The 16,084-nt window shown below is 39.6% G+C and carries 14 protein-coding genes; 8 read left to right on the top strand and 6 right to left on the bottom strand.

Annotation, left to right across the window (positions count from 1 at the left end; genetic code table 11):
• Positions 1-3: 3 nt before the first annotated feature.
• Positions 4-474 (bottom strand): DUF523 domain-containing protein, encoded by a 471-nt coding sequence (locus WA249_RS05350; protein WP_336166840.1) that lies wholly within the window; start codon positions 472-474, stop codon positions 4-6.
• A gap of 525 nt (positions 475-999) precedes the next feature.
• On the opposite strand from WA249_RS05350, the gene hppD reads away from it, so the two are divergent.
• Complete coding sequence (hppD, locus tag WA249_RS05345) at positions 1,000-2,055, top strand: 4-hydroxyphenylpyruvate dioxygenase (protein ID WP_336166838.1); 1,056 nt, start codon at positions 1,000-1,002, stop codon at positions 2,053-2,055.
• 67 nt (positions 2,056-2,122) lie between these two features.
• Here the strand turns inward: hppD and WA249_RS05340 are convergent, their stop codons facing one another.
• The 4 genes from WA249_RS05340 to fahA form a co-directional block, all read right to left on the bottom strand.
• Complete coding sequence (locus WA249_RS05340; RefSeq protein WP_336166836.1) at positions 2,123-2,902, bottom strand: IclR family transcriptional regulator; 780 nt, start codon at positions 2,900-2,902, stop codon at positions 2,123-2,125.
• A gap of 295 nt (positions 2,903-3,197) precedes the next feature.
• Complete coding sequence (locus WA249_RS05335) at positions 3,198-3,746, bottom strand: VOC family protein (protein ID WP_004790185.1); 549 nt, start codon at positions 3,744-3,746, stop codon at positions 3,198-3,200.
• A gap of 17 nt (positions 3,747-3,763) precedes the next feature.
• Positions 3,764-4,396, bottom strand: coding sequence for a maleylacetoacetate isomerase (gene maiA / locus WA249_RS05330; RefSeq protein WP_336166834.1), 633 nt, complete (start codon positions 4,394-4,396; stop codon positions 3,764-3,766).
• Entirely contained in the window at positions 4,383-5,690 is a 1,308-nt protein-coding gene (fahA, locus tag WA249_RS05325) for a fumarylacetoacetase (protein ID WP_336166832.1), read from the bottom strand. Before fahA ends, maiA begins: the two co-directional genes overlap by 14 nt.
• Positions 5,691-6,047: 357 nt before the next feature.
• On the opposite strand from fahA, the gene WA249_RS05320 reads away from it, so the two are divergent.
• The 3 genes from WA249_RS05320 to zigA all read left to right on the top strand — a co-directional run bounded on the left by WA249_RS05320 (position 6,048) and on the right by zigA (position 9,692).
• Positions 6,048-7,436, top strand: a complete 1,389-nt coding sequence (locus tag WA249_RS05320) for an amino acid permease (RefSeq protein WP_336166830.1) — start codon at positions 6,048-6,050, stop codon at positions 7,434-7,436.
• 164 nt (positions 7,437-7,600) lie between these two features.
• Positions 7,601-8,278 carry a D-Ala-D-Ala carboxypeptidase ZrlA gene (gene zrlA / locus WA249_RS05315; protein WP_336166828.1) on the top strand — a complete coding sequence of 226 codons (678 nt, stop codon included), beginning with the start codon at positions 7,601-7,603 and terminating at the stop codon, positions 8,276-8,278.
• A 148-nt stretch (positions 8,279-8,426) separates the two neighbouring features.
• Positions 8,427-9,692, top strand: coding sequence for a zinc metallochaperone GTPase ZigA (zigA, locus tag WA249_RS05310; protein WP_336166826.1), 1,266 nt, complete (start codon positions 8,427-8,429; stop codon positions 9,690-9,692).
• 34 nt (positions 9,693-9,726) lie between these two features.
• Here zigA and WA249_RS05305 read toward each other — a convergent pair whose 3' ends face one another.
• Positions 9,727-10,839 (bottom strand): acyltransferase family protein, encoded by a 1,113-nt coding sequence (locus WA249_RS05305; protein ID WP_336166824.1) that lies wholly within the window; start codon positions 10,837-10,839, stop codon positions 9,727-9,729.
• A 353-nt stretch (positions 10,840-11,192) separates the two neighbouring features.
• On the opposite strand from WA249_RS05305, the gene hutC reads away from it, so the two are divergent.
• The 4 genes from hutC (at position 11,193) to hutH (ending at position 16,072) form a co-directional block, all read left to right on the top strand.
• Positions 11,193-11,945 (top strand): histidine utilization repressor, encoded by a 753-nt coding sequence (gene hutC, locus WA249_RS05300; protein ID WP_336166822.1) that lies wholly within the window; start codon positions 11,193-11,195, stop codon positions 11,943-11,945.
• Positions 11,942-12,517, top strand: a complete 576-nt coding sequence (locus WA249_RS05295) for a HutD/Ves family protein (RefSeq protein ID WP_336166820.1) — start codon at positions 11,942-11,944, stop codon at positions 12,515-12,517. Before hutC ends, WA249_RS05295 begins: the two co-directional genes overlap by 4 nt.
• A gap of 249 nt (positions 12,518-12,766) precedes the next feature.
• On the top strand, positions 12,767-14,446 hold the full coding sequence (gene hutU / locus WA249_RS05290; protein ID WP_004640122.1) for a urocanate hydratase: 1,680 nt from the start codon (positions 12,767-12,769) through the stop codon (positions 14,444-14,446).
• 87 nt (positions 14,447-14,533) lie between these two features.
• The gene (gene hutH / locus WA249_RS05285; RefSeq protein ID WP_336166818.1) at positions 14,534-16,072 is read left to right on the top strand and encodes a histidine ammonia-lyase; all 1,539 of its coding nucleotides are present in this window, start codon (positions 14,534-14,536) and stop codon (positions 16,070-16,072) included.
• Positions 16,073-16,084 lie beyond the last annotated feature (12 nt).

Below are 16,084 nucleotides of genomic sequence, written 5' to 3'. Positions count from 1 at the left end.
TCACTAAAGAGGATGGGTTGTTAACCAATCTTCAATTTCGTTTTCAGAAATCACTTCAAAGCCATGGCACTGCAATAGTGCCGTGGTGATTCCAGTTCCAATAATTTTTTCACCTTGAAAAGTTCCGTTATAAATTTTTTGACTACCACAAGAAGGGCTATTTTCTTTTAAAACCACACAGCTCGCTTTTATTTGCTGTGCAATTTCTAAAGTGCGGTAAGCTCCTTTTAAATATAAGTCTGTTACATCTAAACCAGATGAATCGGTAATTATGGCTTTGCCATTAAGCACATCTTGACCTGTTCCTCCCACAATTTCTGCGGGTAAGCGAGGAGTACTAAAACCTCCTAATAACTCTGGGCATAATGATTGGGCTTTTTTATTGAGTAGCAGCTGCTTAAGTAAAGTATTTGGACAAGATTTACCATCATATCGAACAGGTTCACCAGTTAAACAGGCGCTGACTAAGATCATAAGTTTTCCTAAATCAAATGGATGGCGGGGCTTATTGTAGAAATCATAAACAAAATTTGAAAACTGACCATTAATTTTAAAATTACTTAATTTAATATTACCAAAATTATGTAATTCATAATCAAGTTATGTATTGCATAATTTAATTGTTTTTAGTAGGATCTAATTCAAGGTAAATGGCCAATGGAGATCCAACAAGGATGTTGGTCTCCATAAATCTATAAATGATTTTTAGGAAAAGACGATTTTTAAAGATTTATTGAAAAATCTCAATCGTACTTTTAGATAACAAAGGACAGTGTGTATGGAAAACAAACACCACATGGAACGGGAATTAATCATCAAAGGCTTCGTGCTCATCATATCTTCGTTTTAATGATTCGTTTTTTTCTCATAGGATGCGTTGGGTTAAGGCATTTTGACGGTTCAAAGACTCACCCAATGATTACGTATTCTATAGAGAAAGGAGCTGAGTTCATCAGCAATAGAGATAAACGGAACAGGTAATCACCAGAGGGAAACTAGATGGATATTTTAGAGAACCCATTAGAATTATGCGGTTTTGCATTTATTGAGTTTGTTTCAAAAGAAAATGAATTAGATCCAATTTTTGAAACAATCGGCTTTTCAAAAGTAGCCAAGCATAAATCGAAAGAAGCGTACTTATGGCGTCAAGGAAATATCAATATTATCCTGAATTATCAGCCAGAATCTTATGCTTCATTCTTCTTTAATGAACATGGTCCATCTGCTTGTGCGATGGGTTTCAAAACACGTGATGCAGCCAAAGCTTTCCAAAAAGCAGTAGAGCTTGGTGCTGAACCAATGTATTCAAAAGTTGGCCCAATGGAGCTCAACATTCCGGCAATTAAAGGTATTGGTGGCATGCCAATCTTTTTAGTTGATCGTGATATCTATGAAAATGACTTTGTCTTCTTTGATGATGCGAAAAGACATCCAGTAGGGGCAGGTTTAAACGAGATTGACCATTTAACTCATAATGTCTACAAAGGCCGTATGGAGTATTGGGCAAACTTCTATGAAAAAATCTTTAACTTCCAAGAAATTCGCTACTTTGATATTAAGGGCGAATATACAGGCTTAACGTCTAAAGCATTAACAGCCCCAGACGGCATGATCCGTATCCCGTTAAACGAAGATTCAGACAAAGGAAACGGCCAAATTGCAGAGTTCTTGTCTGATTTTAATGGCGAAGGTATTCAACATATCGCGTTTATTTGTGATGACTTAATTTCGACTTGGGATAAGTTAAAAGGCCTTGGTCTGAAATTTATGACACCGCCGCCAAATACGTATTATGAAATGCTGCCAGAGCGTTTACCTGAGCATGGTGAGCCGACTGACGAGTTAAAACAGCGTGGTATTTTGTTAGACGGCAATACTAAAGATGGTCAGAAGAAATTGTTATTGCAAATTTTCTCTGAAAATATGATTGGTCCAGTTTTCTTTGAATTCATTCAACGTAAAGATGATGATGGTTTTGGTGAAGGTAACTTCAAGGCGTTATTTGAGTCGATTGAACGTGACCAGATTCGCCGTGGTGTTTTAGAAACTAAATAAGCTAAACTTTATTCCTGATCTAAAAAAACCAAGAGTTTGATCTCTTGGTTTTTTTTATGGCTATTGATTAGCGGCTTTTAATATATTGATTAATAAGCTTCACTTCATTTTTTAAGATTTCAATCGTTTTACTGTGAGGGTCGACTGGTAAAAACATTTCGCTATCCAATGCGACAATACAAAATTCAATGCTTCGATTTGAGTTAAACACAGGTAAGCCCACGGCATTAATTCCTGTCAGTAAATCACCTTTTGCTGCCGACATTTCTTGCTGGCGGATGGTTTCTTTAAGCTCTGTAAACGCTTCCCAGTTTTGCGGTGCAATGTTTAGACCAAGCTCTTGATGCTTTTGCCATTCTGTTTCCATTAAGGGGCGAACAAAATGCTCTGGAAGATAAGAAGCAAATAAACGTCCCGCAGCAGAGTTGACTAAAGGCATAATTGAGCCGACTTTAGTAACGATCGAAATAGGGTGGTTTGATTCAATCGATTGAACAACTACAGGGCCTTTAGGCGACCATTTACTAATTTGTATGCCGCAACCAATTTTGTTTTGTAGGTCGTAAATTAAATGCTGTACCAGTTGTAGGGTGTCGCTATGTTGAACACAGTTTAGACCTAAGCGCCACGCCTGATCACCCAAAGCATATTGCCCATCATCAAGTTGTTTTGCATATTCCATGCGAATAAGGCTGACCAGATAGCGATGTACCTTGGCAGGATGCATTTCTAGCTTACTCGACAGATCTTTGAGAATAATAGGTTGATTGTGCTCTAAAAGGGCGTTTAGTACAGATAAACCGACTTCAAGTGATTGAACCCCCCCAGATACTTTTTCTTCAATCATTTAAATACCCTTAATAAAGTTACTTCAGCTGTTAAACAACGCTGTTCAAAACATAAATTGAAATTGCTGCGATTTACATCATGCCTGAGCCTAGTGAGAAATAGAAATCACCTTTTTCTATTAGCGAAATTGGCATGTTTAATAATCAACAATTTTCTAAAGTCACGGCACTCTCATTTATAGCGCGATTTTCTAAAAATTTAGCAGTTTTAAATAATATAAATCGGCATTGATATAGAACCGTTCATTCAAACAATTCTAATCAATGCCGACTTTTTAGTTTGCTCTTTTTAAATTAGGTTCCTAACTCTGCTTCATGTAAGAAATGAGTGTGGTGCGGAGCGCGTTTAGTTTTGCTCCATTCCTCTAGCATTTCAGCTTTCATTTCTTCAGTAATTTTTGCAATTTTTTCTTCAGCATGTACATCGTTATAAGTCAGTTCTAAACGATGGCCATTTGGGTCAAAGAAATAAATTGAGTGGAAAATGCCATGATTGGTTACGCCCAAAACTTTCACGCCATTTTCTTCTAAATGTTGCTTCGCAGCCATCAAAGCATTTAAGTCTTCAACTTCAAAAGCAATATGTTGTACCCATTGCGGGGTATTTTCGTCTCGGCCCATGTCTGGTTGAGTTGGCAATTCAAAGAAAGCCAAAACGTTGCCTTGTCCTGCATCTAAGAATAAATGCATGTAAGGGTCAAAGGCTTTAGTTGAAGGCACATGGTCTTCAGCAAAAGCTAAAATGAAGTCCATGTTGAGCATTTTTTTATACCACTCAACAGTTTCTTTCGCATCCTTACAACGATATGCAACGTGATGTATTTTTTTAATGGCAAATGTCATATTAAAACTCCTTTTTACTATTCCCAATCTGGTTGTTGTTCTGGCGCCGCGTTATAGAAGGCTGGGATAGACAAACAATGGTGATAAATCGATTCAATTTTTGGAAACGCAGATAAATCAATCTTGAAGCGTTTCGCGTTGTAAACCTGTGGAATCAGACAGCAATCGGCAATTGTGGCTTCGTGTCCAAAGCAAAATTGTCCATTTGAATCTTGAATTAACTGTTCGAGATTTTGAAAGCCTTCAATAATCCAGTGCTGATACCAATAATTTTTTTGTTCGTCCGAAACATTTAAGTCATTTTTTAAATATTTCAGTACGCGTAAGTTGTTTAACGGGTGAATATCGCAAGCGATTGCTTGGGAAAAAGCACGAATTTTGGCTCTCTCTTGCACATCGCTTGGAAGTAGTTTGGTTTCTGGATATTGCTCATCCAGATATTCCAAAATACTTAACGATTGAGACAAGGTTAAATCGCCGTCAATTAAAGTCGGAACCAGAGCACTACGGTTTAACTTTAAATAGTCTTCGCTTTGCTGTTCATTTTTTACCAGATGAACTGGAACAGTCTCATAAGCTAAATCTTTAATGTTTAGACCAATTCGTACTCTGTAGGCTGCAGAGCTACGAAAGTAACTATACAGCTTCATAGTCTGGCTCCGAAGTTTCTGCAAAGTCGAACGTTAATGCAGGAAGAACCGTATTTCGAACTTCACCGAAGCCAATGCGAATACCATTTTTCTCACAGTGGCCTTTCATGATGAGTGTATCGCCATCTTGTAAGAAACCACGAGTTTCGCCATTGGCAAGTGTTAGAGGCTTGGTGGTGTTCCAAGTAAGCTCAAGCAAGCTGCCATAAGCGTCAGGTGTAGAACCTGAAATCGTACCTGAACCCATTAAGTCACCAACCTGAACGTTACAGCCGCCAATGGTGTGGTGAGTGAGCTGCTGAGACATAGACCAATACATATATTTGAAATTGGTTTTGCAAATCACATCAGCTTGTGCCGATTTCGGACTTTGAATTTCAACACTCAAATTAATGTCGTAACTGTTGGCGATATTTTCTTGTAAATAAGCTAAAGGTTTAGGCTCTTGTTTTGGACCTTCAACTTTAAATGGCTCAAGTGCTTCAAGTGTTACCACCCAAGGTGAGATGGCACTGGCAAATGATTTTGAATTGAATGGACCTAGAGGCACATATTCCCATTGCTGGATATCACGTGCTGACCAGTCATTGAGTAATACCATTCCAAAAATATGGTCCCACGCATTTTCAATCGAGATCGGTTGACCAAGCGCCGTTGGTTTACCAATAACAAATGCTGTTTCAAGTTCAAAATCGAGTTTACGCGATGCAGAAAAAACTGGGCGCTCTTCATTTGGAAGTTTAATTTGTCCAGACGGACGCACCACTTGAGTGCCACTAACTACAACAGAGCTAGCACGACCGTTGTAACCAACAGGCAATTCAGTCCAGTTTGGCAGTAAAGCATTTTTAGGGTCGCGGAACATACAGCCTACATTGGTTGCATGTTCTTTAGAAGAATAGAAATCGGTATAACCAGGCACCTGAAGAGGTAAATGCAAAGTAACGCTGTCTTGCTTAACTAAAACCTCTTGGCGTAATGCTTGATTTTCTTGAAGTGTTAAGTTTTCAACTGAGAGAAGAGACTGTAGTGTCTTACGAACTTTTGACCAGTTGGCTTTGCCAGACGAGATAAATTTATTCAGTGTCGGTTGATTAAAGTATGTGTCTTGTTCTGAAAGTTTTAAAAGCCCGTGTTTTTCAAGAGCTGCGAGATCGAGTACCCAATCACCAATAGCTACACCGACTTGGCGCTCGCCATCGGCTGTTTTACTAAAAATACCATAAGGTAAATTATGAATAGTGAAATCTGATTGAGGTGAAACTTCAATAAAAGAGTTTAGTTTTTGTTCCATTTTCGCGTCCTTGTCTTTATCTCGGGTCTTATACAAATAAAAGTTCGGTCTAGGACTGAGCTACTCAATAAGTTTTTAATCTTTGCTTAGATCATCTTTTGTCTTATCAGTTTGATATAGACCGAGCACAACCAATTGCTTCATGTCTCTATAATACTGAATTCATAAAATTACGCAATACATAATTTAATTACACATATCATAATAATTGTCATTTCTTGTATTTTCTGTTTTCATTCGCGGTCATGAGAAAAGTCACGCAATTATTTTTTCATGAATCTCTATGAAAGTTTGCTTAATTTATGATATACGTAATTTATTGGAAAAAAATTACGTGACAAGGATGAGAATAATCATATGTCAGCACAAGAGCAAGGAAACCTGAAACATGGTTTGAGTAATCGGCACATCCAACTTATTGCATTGGGTGGGGCGATTGGTACAGGGCTTTTTCTTGGTATATCACAATCGATTAAATTAGCAGGTCCATCGGTCATCCTTGGCTATGCAATTGCAGGATTTATTGCTTTTTTAATGATGCGTCAGCTTGGTGAAATGGTGGTTGAAGAGCCTGTAAGTGGGTCTTTTAGTCATTTTGCCTACAAATATTGGGGACCATTTGCAGGGTTCATGTCTGGATGGAACTACTGGGTACTCAATGTCCTCGTTTGTATGGCAGAACTAAGCGCAATTGGTCTTTATATTCAATATTGGTGGCCACAAATCCCAACGTGGGCATCTGCTTTAACCTTCTTTGTCTTAATCAATGGCATTAATTTGCTACACGTTAAGTTTTTTGGCGAAATGGAATTTTGGTTCTCTATTGTCAAAATCTTGGCGATTGTGGGAATGATTGGTTTTGGTTCATATTTACTTGCAACCGGTACAGCAGGTCCACAAGCAAGCATTTCTAACCTTTGGGCACTCGGTGGCTTTTTCCCATTTGGTGTTGAAGGCTTAGTCATGGCAATGGCGGTCATTATTTTTGCTTTTGGTGGTATTGAGCTTTTCGGTATTACTGCGGCTGAAGCACGTGATCCTGATAAAACTTTACCTAAAGCTGTAAATCAAATTATTTACCGTATTTTGATTTTCTATATTGCGACACTTTTGGTTTTATTCTCGCTATTCCCTTGGAACCAGATGGCAGAAGGTGGCAGTCCGTTTGTAATGGTATTTGCTTCTTTAGATAGCCAAGGAATTGCAACGTTATTGAACTTTGTGATTTTGACTGCTGCGGTTTCAGTTTATAACGGTACGAGTTATTGCAGTAGCCGTATGCTATTGGGCCTTGCGCAACAAGGAAATGCACCAAAAGCATTTGCACACATCAATAAACGCGGTATTCCAACCAATGCAGTGATCCTTTCTGCTGCGGTGACTATTTTATGTGTATTGTTAAATTATATTTTCCCTGAAAAAGCTTTCGGTTTGCTCATGATGCTCGTGGTTGCAGCCATTGTGATTAACTGGGTGGTAATTTCGTGGACACATTTAAAATTCCGCAAATATATGCAAAGCCAAGGTCAAACCACTAAGTTCCCAAGCTTTATGTACCCATTTAGCAACTATTTATGCATCGTGTTTATGTTGGGCATTTTAATTGTGATGTCTTTAACACCAGATATGCGTGTTGCGGTCATGATGATTCCTGGCTGGATCTTATGTTTGATGGTGGCTTATCAATTTAAACGCCGAAAATTAAAGGCTGAGCAGTCTTTAACTGCTGTAGAAGCAGATATTTAATAAGATAGTAAGTTGTAGCTAAAAAAGGACGTATCTCATACGTCCTTTTTTATTTTTAAAATTTAGCAACAGAAATTAAAGGATTTTATTATTGTTATAATATAACATTTGTTCAATTTAATGATGAGCAGTTTTCCCCTTTGGGGTGAAGATAGAGCATATTTATGAAGCGTTATTTAGGTTTACTTTTATTATCTCTCACAGCTTGTAGTACTCAAACACCCAAGCCAACAACTCCTCTGCACACCCACCCTTTGCCGCAGCCTAAAAAAACAGTGGTCAGAATAAAGCAGCAACCCGAAGATTATGTGGCTTGGATCGCAACCGCAGATCATGGACAGTCTGTGCAAGCCTATAAGCAATTTCTTAAGCAAAAAGGGCTTGCCAATTTAGTTCCAGACCATGAGTTGTTACGCTCGGCTCGCGATTGGCAAAAATGTGGAGTCGAGCCTTATGCAGTGCCACCAAGAGAGATTTGGTCCAACATCGTTCCGACACTTAGCATTTTAAAAGCATTAGTTGATGATGGTGTAATTAATGATTTTGAAGTGACATCGGCCTATCGAGCTTTATCTCTAAACCGCTGTGCTGGTGGTGCAGATGCTTCTCGACATGTCTTTAATGCAGCGCTTGATTTTCGAATTGGACCAGAACAGCCTACCGATTTAGACCAGTTTAATATTCTACAAACCAAAACTAAACTTTGTCAGTTCTGGGAAACCAAGGGCCAAGTACTTAACATGGGTCTGGGTGTTTATGCTTCGGGACAAATCCATATTGATAGCCAAGGATTCCGTTCATGGGGACCTGACCATCACTATAGAACCTCAATTTGTCAGTAACTATAAAAGCAATTTTTTCAAAGACTAAGTGAATTGGCTTAAATAAAACTGGAATAAAAACTTGATCAATAGTTATGTTATAACATAACATTACTGTGGTTTAGAAATAGATTACGCCTGTGATCTGGCCATACTTAAATGGCCAGCCATGATCAGTTTAAATATTATTCAAAGAGATCAAGCCATGCGCACTGCAATCGCCAACTCATTTGCCAAGCTTCCCGTCACTGTTTTATCTGGCTTTTTGGGTGCAGGAAAGACCACATTACTCAACCATATTTTAAATAATCGTGAAGGCCGCCGTATTGCCGTGATCGTCAATGATATGTCTGAAGTGAATATTGATGCGGCATTAGTACGCGAAGGTGGCGCGGAGCTTTCAAGAACAGATGAAAAGCTGGTTGAAATGAGTAATGGCTGTATCTGTTGCACGCTACGAGAAGATTTACTGGTTGAGGTTAAACGGTTAGCTGATGAAGGACGCTTTGACCAATTGGTGATTGAGTCGACTGGCATTTCTGAACCGCTGCCTGTTGCAGAAACCTTTACCTTTGAAGATGAAGATGGAAAGTCACTCAATGAGTTTGCTCGACTCGACACCATGGTCACGGTAGTCGATGCTTTTAACTTTCTTAAAGATTACGGTTCAATGGACTCCCTGCAACAACGTGGTGAGTCGCTAGGTGAACAAGATGAGCGAACTGTGGTCGACCTTCTTATTGATCAGATCGAATTTTGTGATGTGATTATGCTGAATAAAATTGACCTGATTGATCAGGCTCAGCAAGACCAACTCATCGCAATTTTAAAAACTTTAAACCCGCGTGCTCGAATTGAAATTGCTCAATTTGGAAAGATCGCTTTAGATAAAATTTTAAATACACAGCTATTCGATTTTGATGAAGCTGCACAAGCACCAGGCTGGTTAAAAGAATTACGTGGTGAGCATACGCCAGAGACTGAAGAGTATGGCATTAGTAGCTTTGTTTACCGCGCTCGCCGACCTTTTCACCCAGAACGTTTTTATGATTTGGTGCAGGCTGAATGGCCGGGTGTCGTCCGTTCTAAAGGCTTTTTCTGGTTGGCTGCTGAACCGACATTGGCTTACTCATGGTCACAAGCAGGTGCAATGGCGCGGCATGGCTTAGCAGGTTATTGGTGGGCCGCCGTTGCAGAAGAAGACTGGCCAAGTGACTTAGACAGCATCGAACAAATTAAAAAGGTTTGGGACGCTCAAACAGGTGATGCGCGTCAGGAGCTGGTTTTAATTGGTATGCAAATGGATGAGCAAGCTTTAATACAACGCTTAGACCGTTGTTTATTAAGTGATGGAGAAATGGCTTTAGGACCACAAGCTTGGCAGAACTGGCCTAATCCTTTTAAACAAGAAGATGAAACCATGTTGATCGCTTAATTAAAAAAGCCCCTATTTTAAAGGGGCTTTTTTTTTATGATTTATCTTTAATGAAAATCTTTCGAATGTAGCTGTTGAGCGGTGTCGAATAATATTTTTCAATCGCTGCGCTGATAATAAAGGTCAGAATCAGATAGCCAATTAAAAGCATAATTTTAATGCTAGCGTCGGTTTGAGCCGGAACAAAAGCAACTTTCATAAGCCCCAGTACTACCAGATGGAACAGATAAGTCTCATAACTTCGTTGCCCCAACCAGACCATGATTTTTGTAAATAGACTATGTGCTTGCGTTTCGGAAGGATGCTGAAAACACAAAATCAGTAAGCCTGTGGCAAGAGCAAATAAGCTAATACCCCAAGTACTCACTTCTTTAATTGGCGCATATAAATAAAGAGCGACCATGCTCAAAATAATTAACCACGAAAGAGGTTTTTTATAGTGCCAATCTGGCTGATATTTATGAGAGAAAATGGCAGTTAAACAGCCAATTGCTATGCCATCAAAACTTGAAAAATAATGATATAAATAGGCACCGCTTTCTTCTCCAAAATGCAGAGATCTAAAATAAGGCCCATATAAAATCACTCCAACAAGTACAGCAATAAAAACCTTATTACTACGTGTGAACAAGCACAATAATGGAAAAACAAAGTAAAAAACTTCTTCTACAGAGAGTGACCACAACACGCCCAAAGCGTAGTTTACCCAACCGAATTTAATAATCAGGATATTCATCCAGAAGGTTAAAGCTGCAAATATGGTTAAAGGATAGGAAACCTCAATGCCATTCGGAGCTTGGTTCATAAAGGGTTTTAAGTCAAATGACCCAAGTATGCTTACACCTAAAATGAGTAAAACCAGACACGGTAAAATACGCGCTGCTCGTCGGATATAAAAATGCTTGAGGTTAATTGCAGAGAATTGTTTGTCTCTTTTTAAAGTGTGATGGGTAATTAGAAAACCCGAAATCACAAAAAACATGGTCACGCCATAATTTCCGTTTCTTGCGATGACTGTGCTAAATGCTTCACCTAAGAAATCAAAACCTAACCATGTATCTTTAAGTTTATAGGGAATATTAAAATGGTGTAAAAGAACCAAAAGGATAGAGATTCCACGAAGAATATCTATTTTATAATTACGCATTCGATGTGCTTCCAGTTTTATTAATATACTGTGTGGCAGAAGAATACTATCGATCAGTTATTTTAAATAAAAATTTTCAGCAGCATTTGGTGAACCAGAAAAGACGATACTTTTTACATCCTTGAATTGAGCACAGGCATAGCAGAAATAACTATTAAATAAATATTAATAAAACCCTAATATATTTGAATTTATCTACATAAAACTTTAAATTAGCTCTTGTAGAGTTATGTTTATTTTTTAAACTTTTTAAAATCTATTTAATTCATAAATTAACACGTTGTATGTGGTTGTATATACATAGCATGTCAACTAAAATACCTTTTTGCCTGCTGCCTTTTTGAGTATTTGTTATGCCCAGAACATCAAAACAAGAACATACTGAGCTTTCGATTGAAGCTGATAGTCCCGTTCCTTTATATCAACGCGTAAAACAGCTGATTTCACAAAAGATTTATGAAGGCACGTGGGCTGTAAATAAAAAAATTCCTTCGGAAAGTGAATTGGTCAATCAACTTGGTTGTAGCCGCATGACGGTAAACCGTGCGCTTCGTGAGTTAACGACTGAGGGCCTACTCGTTCGAATTCAGGGCGTTGGTTCTTTCGTTGCTGAAGGACAGGGCCGTACTGCACTTTTTCAGATTAATAATATTGCTGAAGAGATTATTGCACGAAACCATAAGCACCACGCTGAAGTTTTAGTCTTAGAACAAATTTATGCAAATGCAGAACAAAGCATGTTAATGCAGACTCGCGAAGGGCAAAGATTATTTCACTCGATTATTGTGCATTATGAAAATGATGTACCTGTTCAGGTCGAAGATCGTTTAGTCGATGCAGCGCTTATTCCAGATTATCTACAACAAGATTTTAAAACCATTACCCCAAATGCTTATTTAATGGCGAAAGCACCTGTGTCAGAAGGTGAGCATATTGTTGAGGCAGTTTTAGCATCGCCGCAAGAGTGTAAATGGTTGAAGATCACCAAAGCTGAACCATGCTTACTGATTCGTCGTCGTACATGGTCAAACAAACAGCTCATTTCAAGTGCGCGTTTGATTTATCCGGGTAGTCGCTATTATCTCGAAGGGAAATTTAACCCATGATTGAATTGATCAGGGCCGATCAATATACAAAAATGCTTTGGAAAAATGGTGCAGGCTTTACTTTAGAAATTGCTCGAAGCCAAGGTGAAGCCGACTTTGAGTGGCGCATTTCGATGGCTGATGTGACCACTTCTGGGCCATTTTCGCTATTTTCCAATAAGCAGCGAATTATTAGCGTGCTTGATGGGAAAGGTATGGTGTTACACGTCGATGATCTTCTTGCCAAGAAGCTAAACCAAGGCGATATTTTTGTTTTCCATGGTGAAAGTCTGGTCCAAAGTGAACTGATAGATGGGGCAATTCGAGATTTAAATTTAATTTATGATCCTGCAAAGTTTCATGCCCGCTTTCAGAGAATAGACGGTACAGAAGCACAAACCTTTTTAAGTTCGGCAGACCTGATTTTCATTTTTAATAGTGGTTCCGAAGCAGAAGTCGCGATTGAGGACAAAACCCTTTTGCTTGCTGCTCACGAGACTTTAAAAATTGAGAAAACCACTGCGATTACCTTAGTGCATTTCCCTCAAAATTGGGCAAAAAATTGTTATGTTATTGAGTTAATTCAACGTTAAAACTAAATAAATTATTTTTTAAAAGCACATGTCTAGTGAAAAGATATGTGCTTTTTTATGCTTAATATAAAAATAAATTAATTTAATTCATAAACTTATTCATTTTTTTTAAAAAAATATGAGTAACCCTCTTCACGCCGTAAAATATTTGTGTAGTATATGGATGTATATACAAGTTAATACATTACTATACAAATGCAGAAACAAGTGATGTTCTGCTGATGTAAGCTCAAAGGAAGGAGTCCGCCTGTGACAACAACAACGACAACAAAATTTCGTGATGTAGAAATTCGTGCGCCACGCGGCACTGAATTGACGGCTAAAAGTTGGTTAACTGAAGCTCCATTACGCATGTTGATGAATAACCTTGATCCGGACGTTGCAGAAAACCCGAAAGAGTTGGTTGTATACGGTGGTATTGGCCGTGCAGCACGAAACTGGGAATGTTTCGACAAAATTGTAGATACTTTAAAAAATCTTGAAACTGACGAAACTTTATTAGTTCAATCAGGCAAACCAGTCGGTGTATTTAAAACTCATAAAGATGCACCGCGCGTTTTAATTGCAAACTCAAACCTTGTACCGCACTGGGCAAACTGGGAACACTTTAACGAATTAGACGCTAAAGCTTTGGCAATGTACGGTCAAATGACAGCGGGTTCTTGGATCTACATCGGTAGCCAAGGCATTGTGCAGGGTACTTACGAAACTTTCGTTGAGGCAGGCCGCCAACACTACAATGGTGATTTAAACGGTCGTTGGGTTCTTACTGCTGGTTTAGGCGGTATGGGTGGTGCTCAGCCTTTAGCTGCAACACTTGCAGGGGCTTGCTCTTTAAACATTGAATGCCAACAAGCAAGTATCGATTTCCGTTTACGTACTCGTTATGTAGATGAACAAGCAACTGATTTAGATGATGCTTTAGCGCGTATTGATCGTTACACGAAAGAAGGTAAGGTCATTTCAATTGCACTTCATGGCAATGCTGCAGAGATTTTACCTGAGCTTGTGCGCCGTGGTGTACGTCCTGACATGGTCACCGACCAAACAAGCGCACACGATCCACTCAATGGCTACTTACCAGTAGGCTGGACTTGGGATGAATACCGTGAACGCGCGAAAACTGAACCAGAAGCTGTTGTAAAAGCTGCAAAACAGTCGATGGCGAAACACGTACAAGCGATGCTCGATTTCCAAAAAATGGGTGTTCCAACATTTGACTACGGTAATAACATCCGTCAAATGGCGAAAGAAGAAGGCGTAGAAAACGCTTTTGATTTCCCTGGCTTCGTACCTGCATACATCCGTCCATTGTTCTGTCGTGGTATTGGTCCATTCCGTTGGGCAGCGCTTTCTGGTGACCCAGAAGACATTTATAAAACAGATGCCAAAGTTAAAGAATTAATTCCTGATGATGAACATTTACATCACTGGTTAGACATGGCACGTGAACGCATTAGCTTCCAAGGCTTACCAGCACGTATTTGCTGGGTTGGTTTAGGCTTACGTGCAAAACTTGGTTTGGCATTTAACGAAATGGTTCGTAGCGGTGAATTGTCTGCGCCAGTTGTGATTGGACGTGACCACTTAGACTCAGGCTCAGTTGCGAGTCCAAACCGTGAAACTGAAGCAATGCAAGACGGATCAGATGCAGTATCAGACTGGCCTTTATTAAATGCATTGTTAAATACAGCGGGCGGCGCAACTTGGGTGTCTTTACATCACGGCGGTGGTGTAGGTATGGGCTTCTCTCAACACTCAGGCGTTGTGATTGTGTGTGACGGTACAGATGACGCTGCTGCACGTATTGCTCGTGTACTGACCAATGACCCTGCAACAGGTGTTATGCGTCATGCCGATGCCGGTTATGAAATTGCGATTAACTGTGCGAAAGAGCAAGGCTTAAACTTGCCAATGATCACTCAATAAAAACACATGGAAGAACTAGCGGTGCTTTTTGCAATTGTGAAAAGCACTGTCTCAGCAGAATATAGTGCAAAAAATTAGGAAGCCAACATGGAATTACTGATCCAACCGGGAAAATTAACCTTAGCTGATTTACGTCGAGCTTACCTCAACCCGATTAAAGTTAAATTAGATGACAGTGCTTCAGCTGCAATCAACGCAAGCGTGGCTTGTGTAGAACAGATTGTAAATGAAGGGCGTACAGCTTACGGCATTAACACAGGTTTTGGTTTACTTGCTTCAACCAAGATTGCTCCTGAAGATTTAGAACAATTACAGCGTTCGTTAGTTCTTTCGCATGCAGCAGGTGTAGGTGAACCACTTGATGATGCAATGGTTCGTTTAATTATTCTATTGAAAGCAAATAGCTTAGCACGTGGCTTCTCAGGTATTCGCCGTAAAGTGATTGATGCTTTGTTGGCTTTAATTAATGCTGAAGTTTATCCGCATATTCCTCTTAAAGGTTCAGTAGGCGCTTCAGGTGACTTGGCACCACTTGCCCATATGTCATTGATTTTACTTGGTGAAAGTAAAGCGCGTTATAAAGGTGAATGGTTACCAGCAGTTGAAGCTTTAAAAATTGCAGGCTTAGAACCAATTTCTTTAGCAGCGAAAGAAGGCTTGGCACTTTTAAATGGTACACAAGTTTCGACTGCTTATGCTTTACGTGGCTTGTTTGAAGCTGAAGATTTATTTGCTGCTGCGACAGTTTGTGGTGGCTTAAGTGTTGAAGCAATGCTGGGTTCACGTTCACCGTTCGATGCACGTATTCATGAAGTACGTGGCCAACGTGGTCAAATTGATGTTGCTGCGGCTTATCGCGATTTATTGACTGATTCGAGTGAAATTGCACATTCACACGAAGACTGTAGCAAAGTTCAAGATCCGTATTCTTTACGTTGCCAACCACAGGTGATGGGTGCATGTTTAACCCAAATCCGTCAGGCTGCTGAAGTTTTAGCAATTGAAGCAAACGCTGTATCTGATAACCCACTTGTTTTTGCAGAACAAGGTGATGTGATTTCTGGTGGTAACTTCCATGCAGAACCTGTTGCAATGGCGGCAGATAATTTAGCATTGGCAATCGCAGAAATTGGTTCACTGTCTGAACGTCGTATTTCGATGATGATGGACCGCCACATGTCGCAGCTTCCACCGTTCTTGGTTGCTAATGGTGGCGTTAACTCAGGTTTCATGATTGCTCAAGTTACCGCAGCAGCTCTTGCGAGTGATAACAAAGCACTAGCACATCCTGCAAGTGTTGATAGTTTGCCAACTTCAGCGAATCAGGAAGACCATGTATCAATGGCTCCGAATGCTGGTAAACGACTTTGGCCAATGGCCGATAACGTTCGTGGCATCTTAGCTGTCGAATGGTTAGGCGCTTGTCAGGGTCTAGACTTCCGTGAAGGCTTAAAAAGCTCGCCTAAACTTGAACAAGCTCGTAAAATCTTGCGCGATCAAGTTCCTTACTACAGCGAAGACCGTTTCTTCGCTCCTGATATTGAACAAGCAAGTGAATTACTTTCGAGTGGTTGTTTAAACGAGTTAGTTATTCCAAAACTACTCCCTAGTCTATCTGAAGTGTGATTGATAAAACGG

Source organism: Acinetobacter sp. 161(2023) (assembly GCF_037027805.1).
In the GTDB taxonomy this organism is placed as follows: Bacteria; Pseudomonadota; Gammaproteobacteria; order Pseudomonadales; family Moraxellaceae; genus Acinetobacter.
Note: the sequence above shows the minus strand (reverse complement) of the source record. Positions and strands in the feature narration are given on the sequence as shown.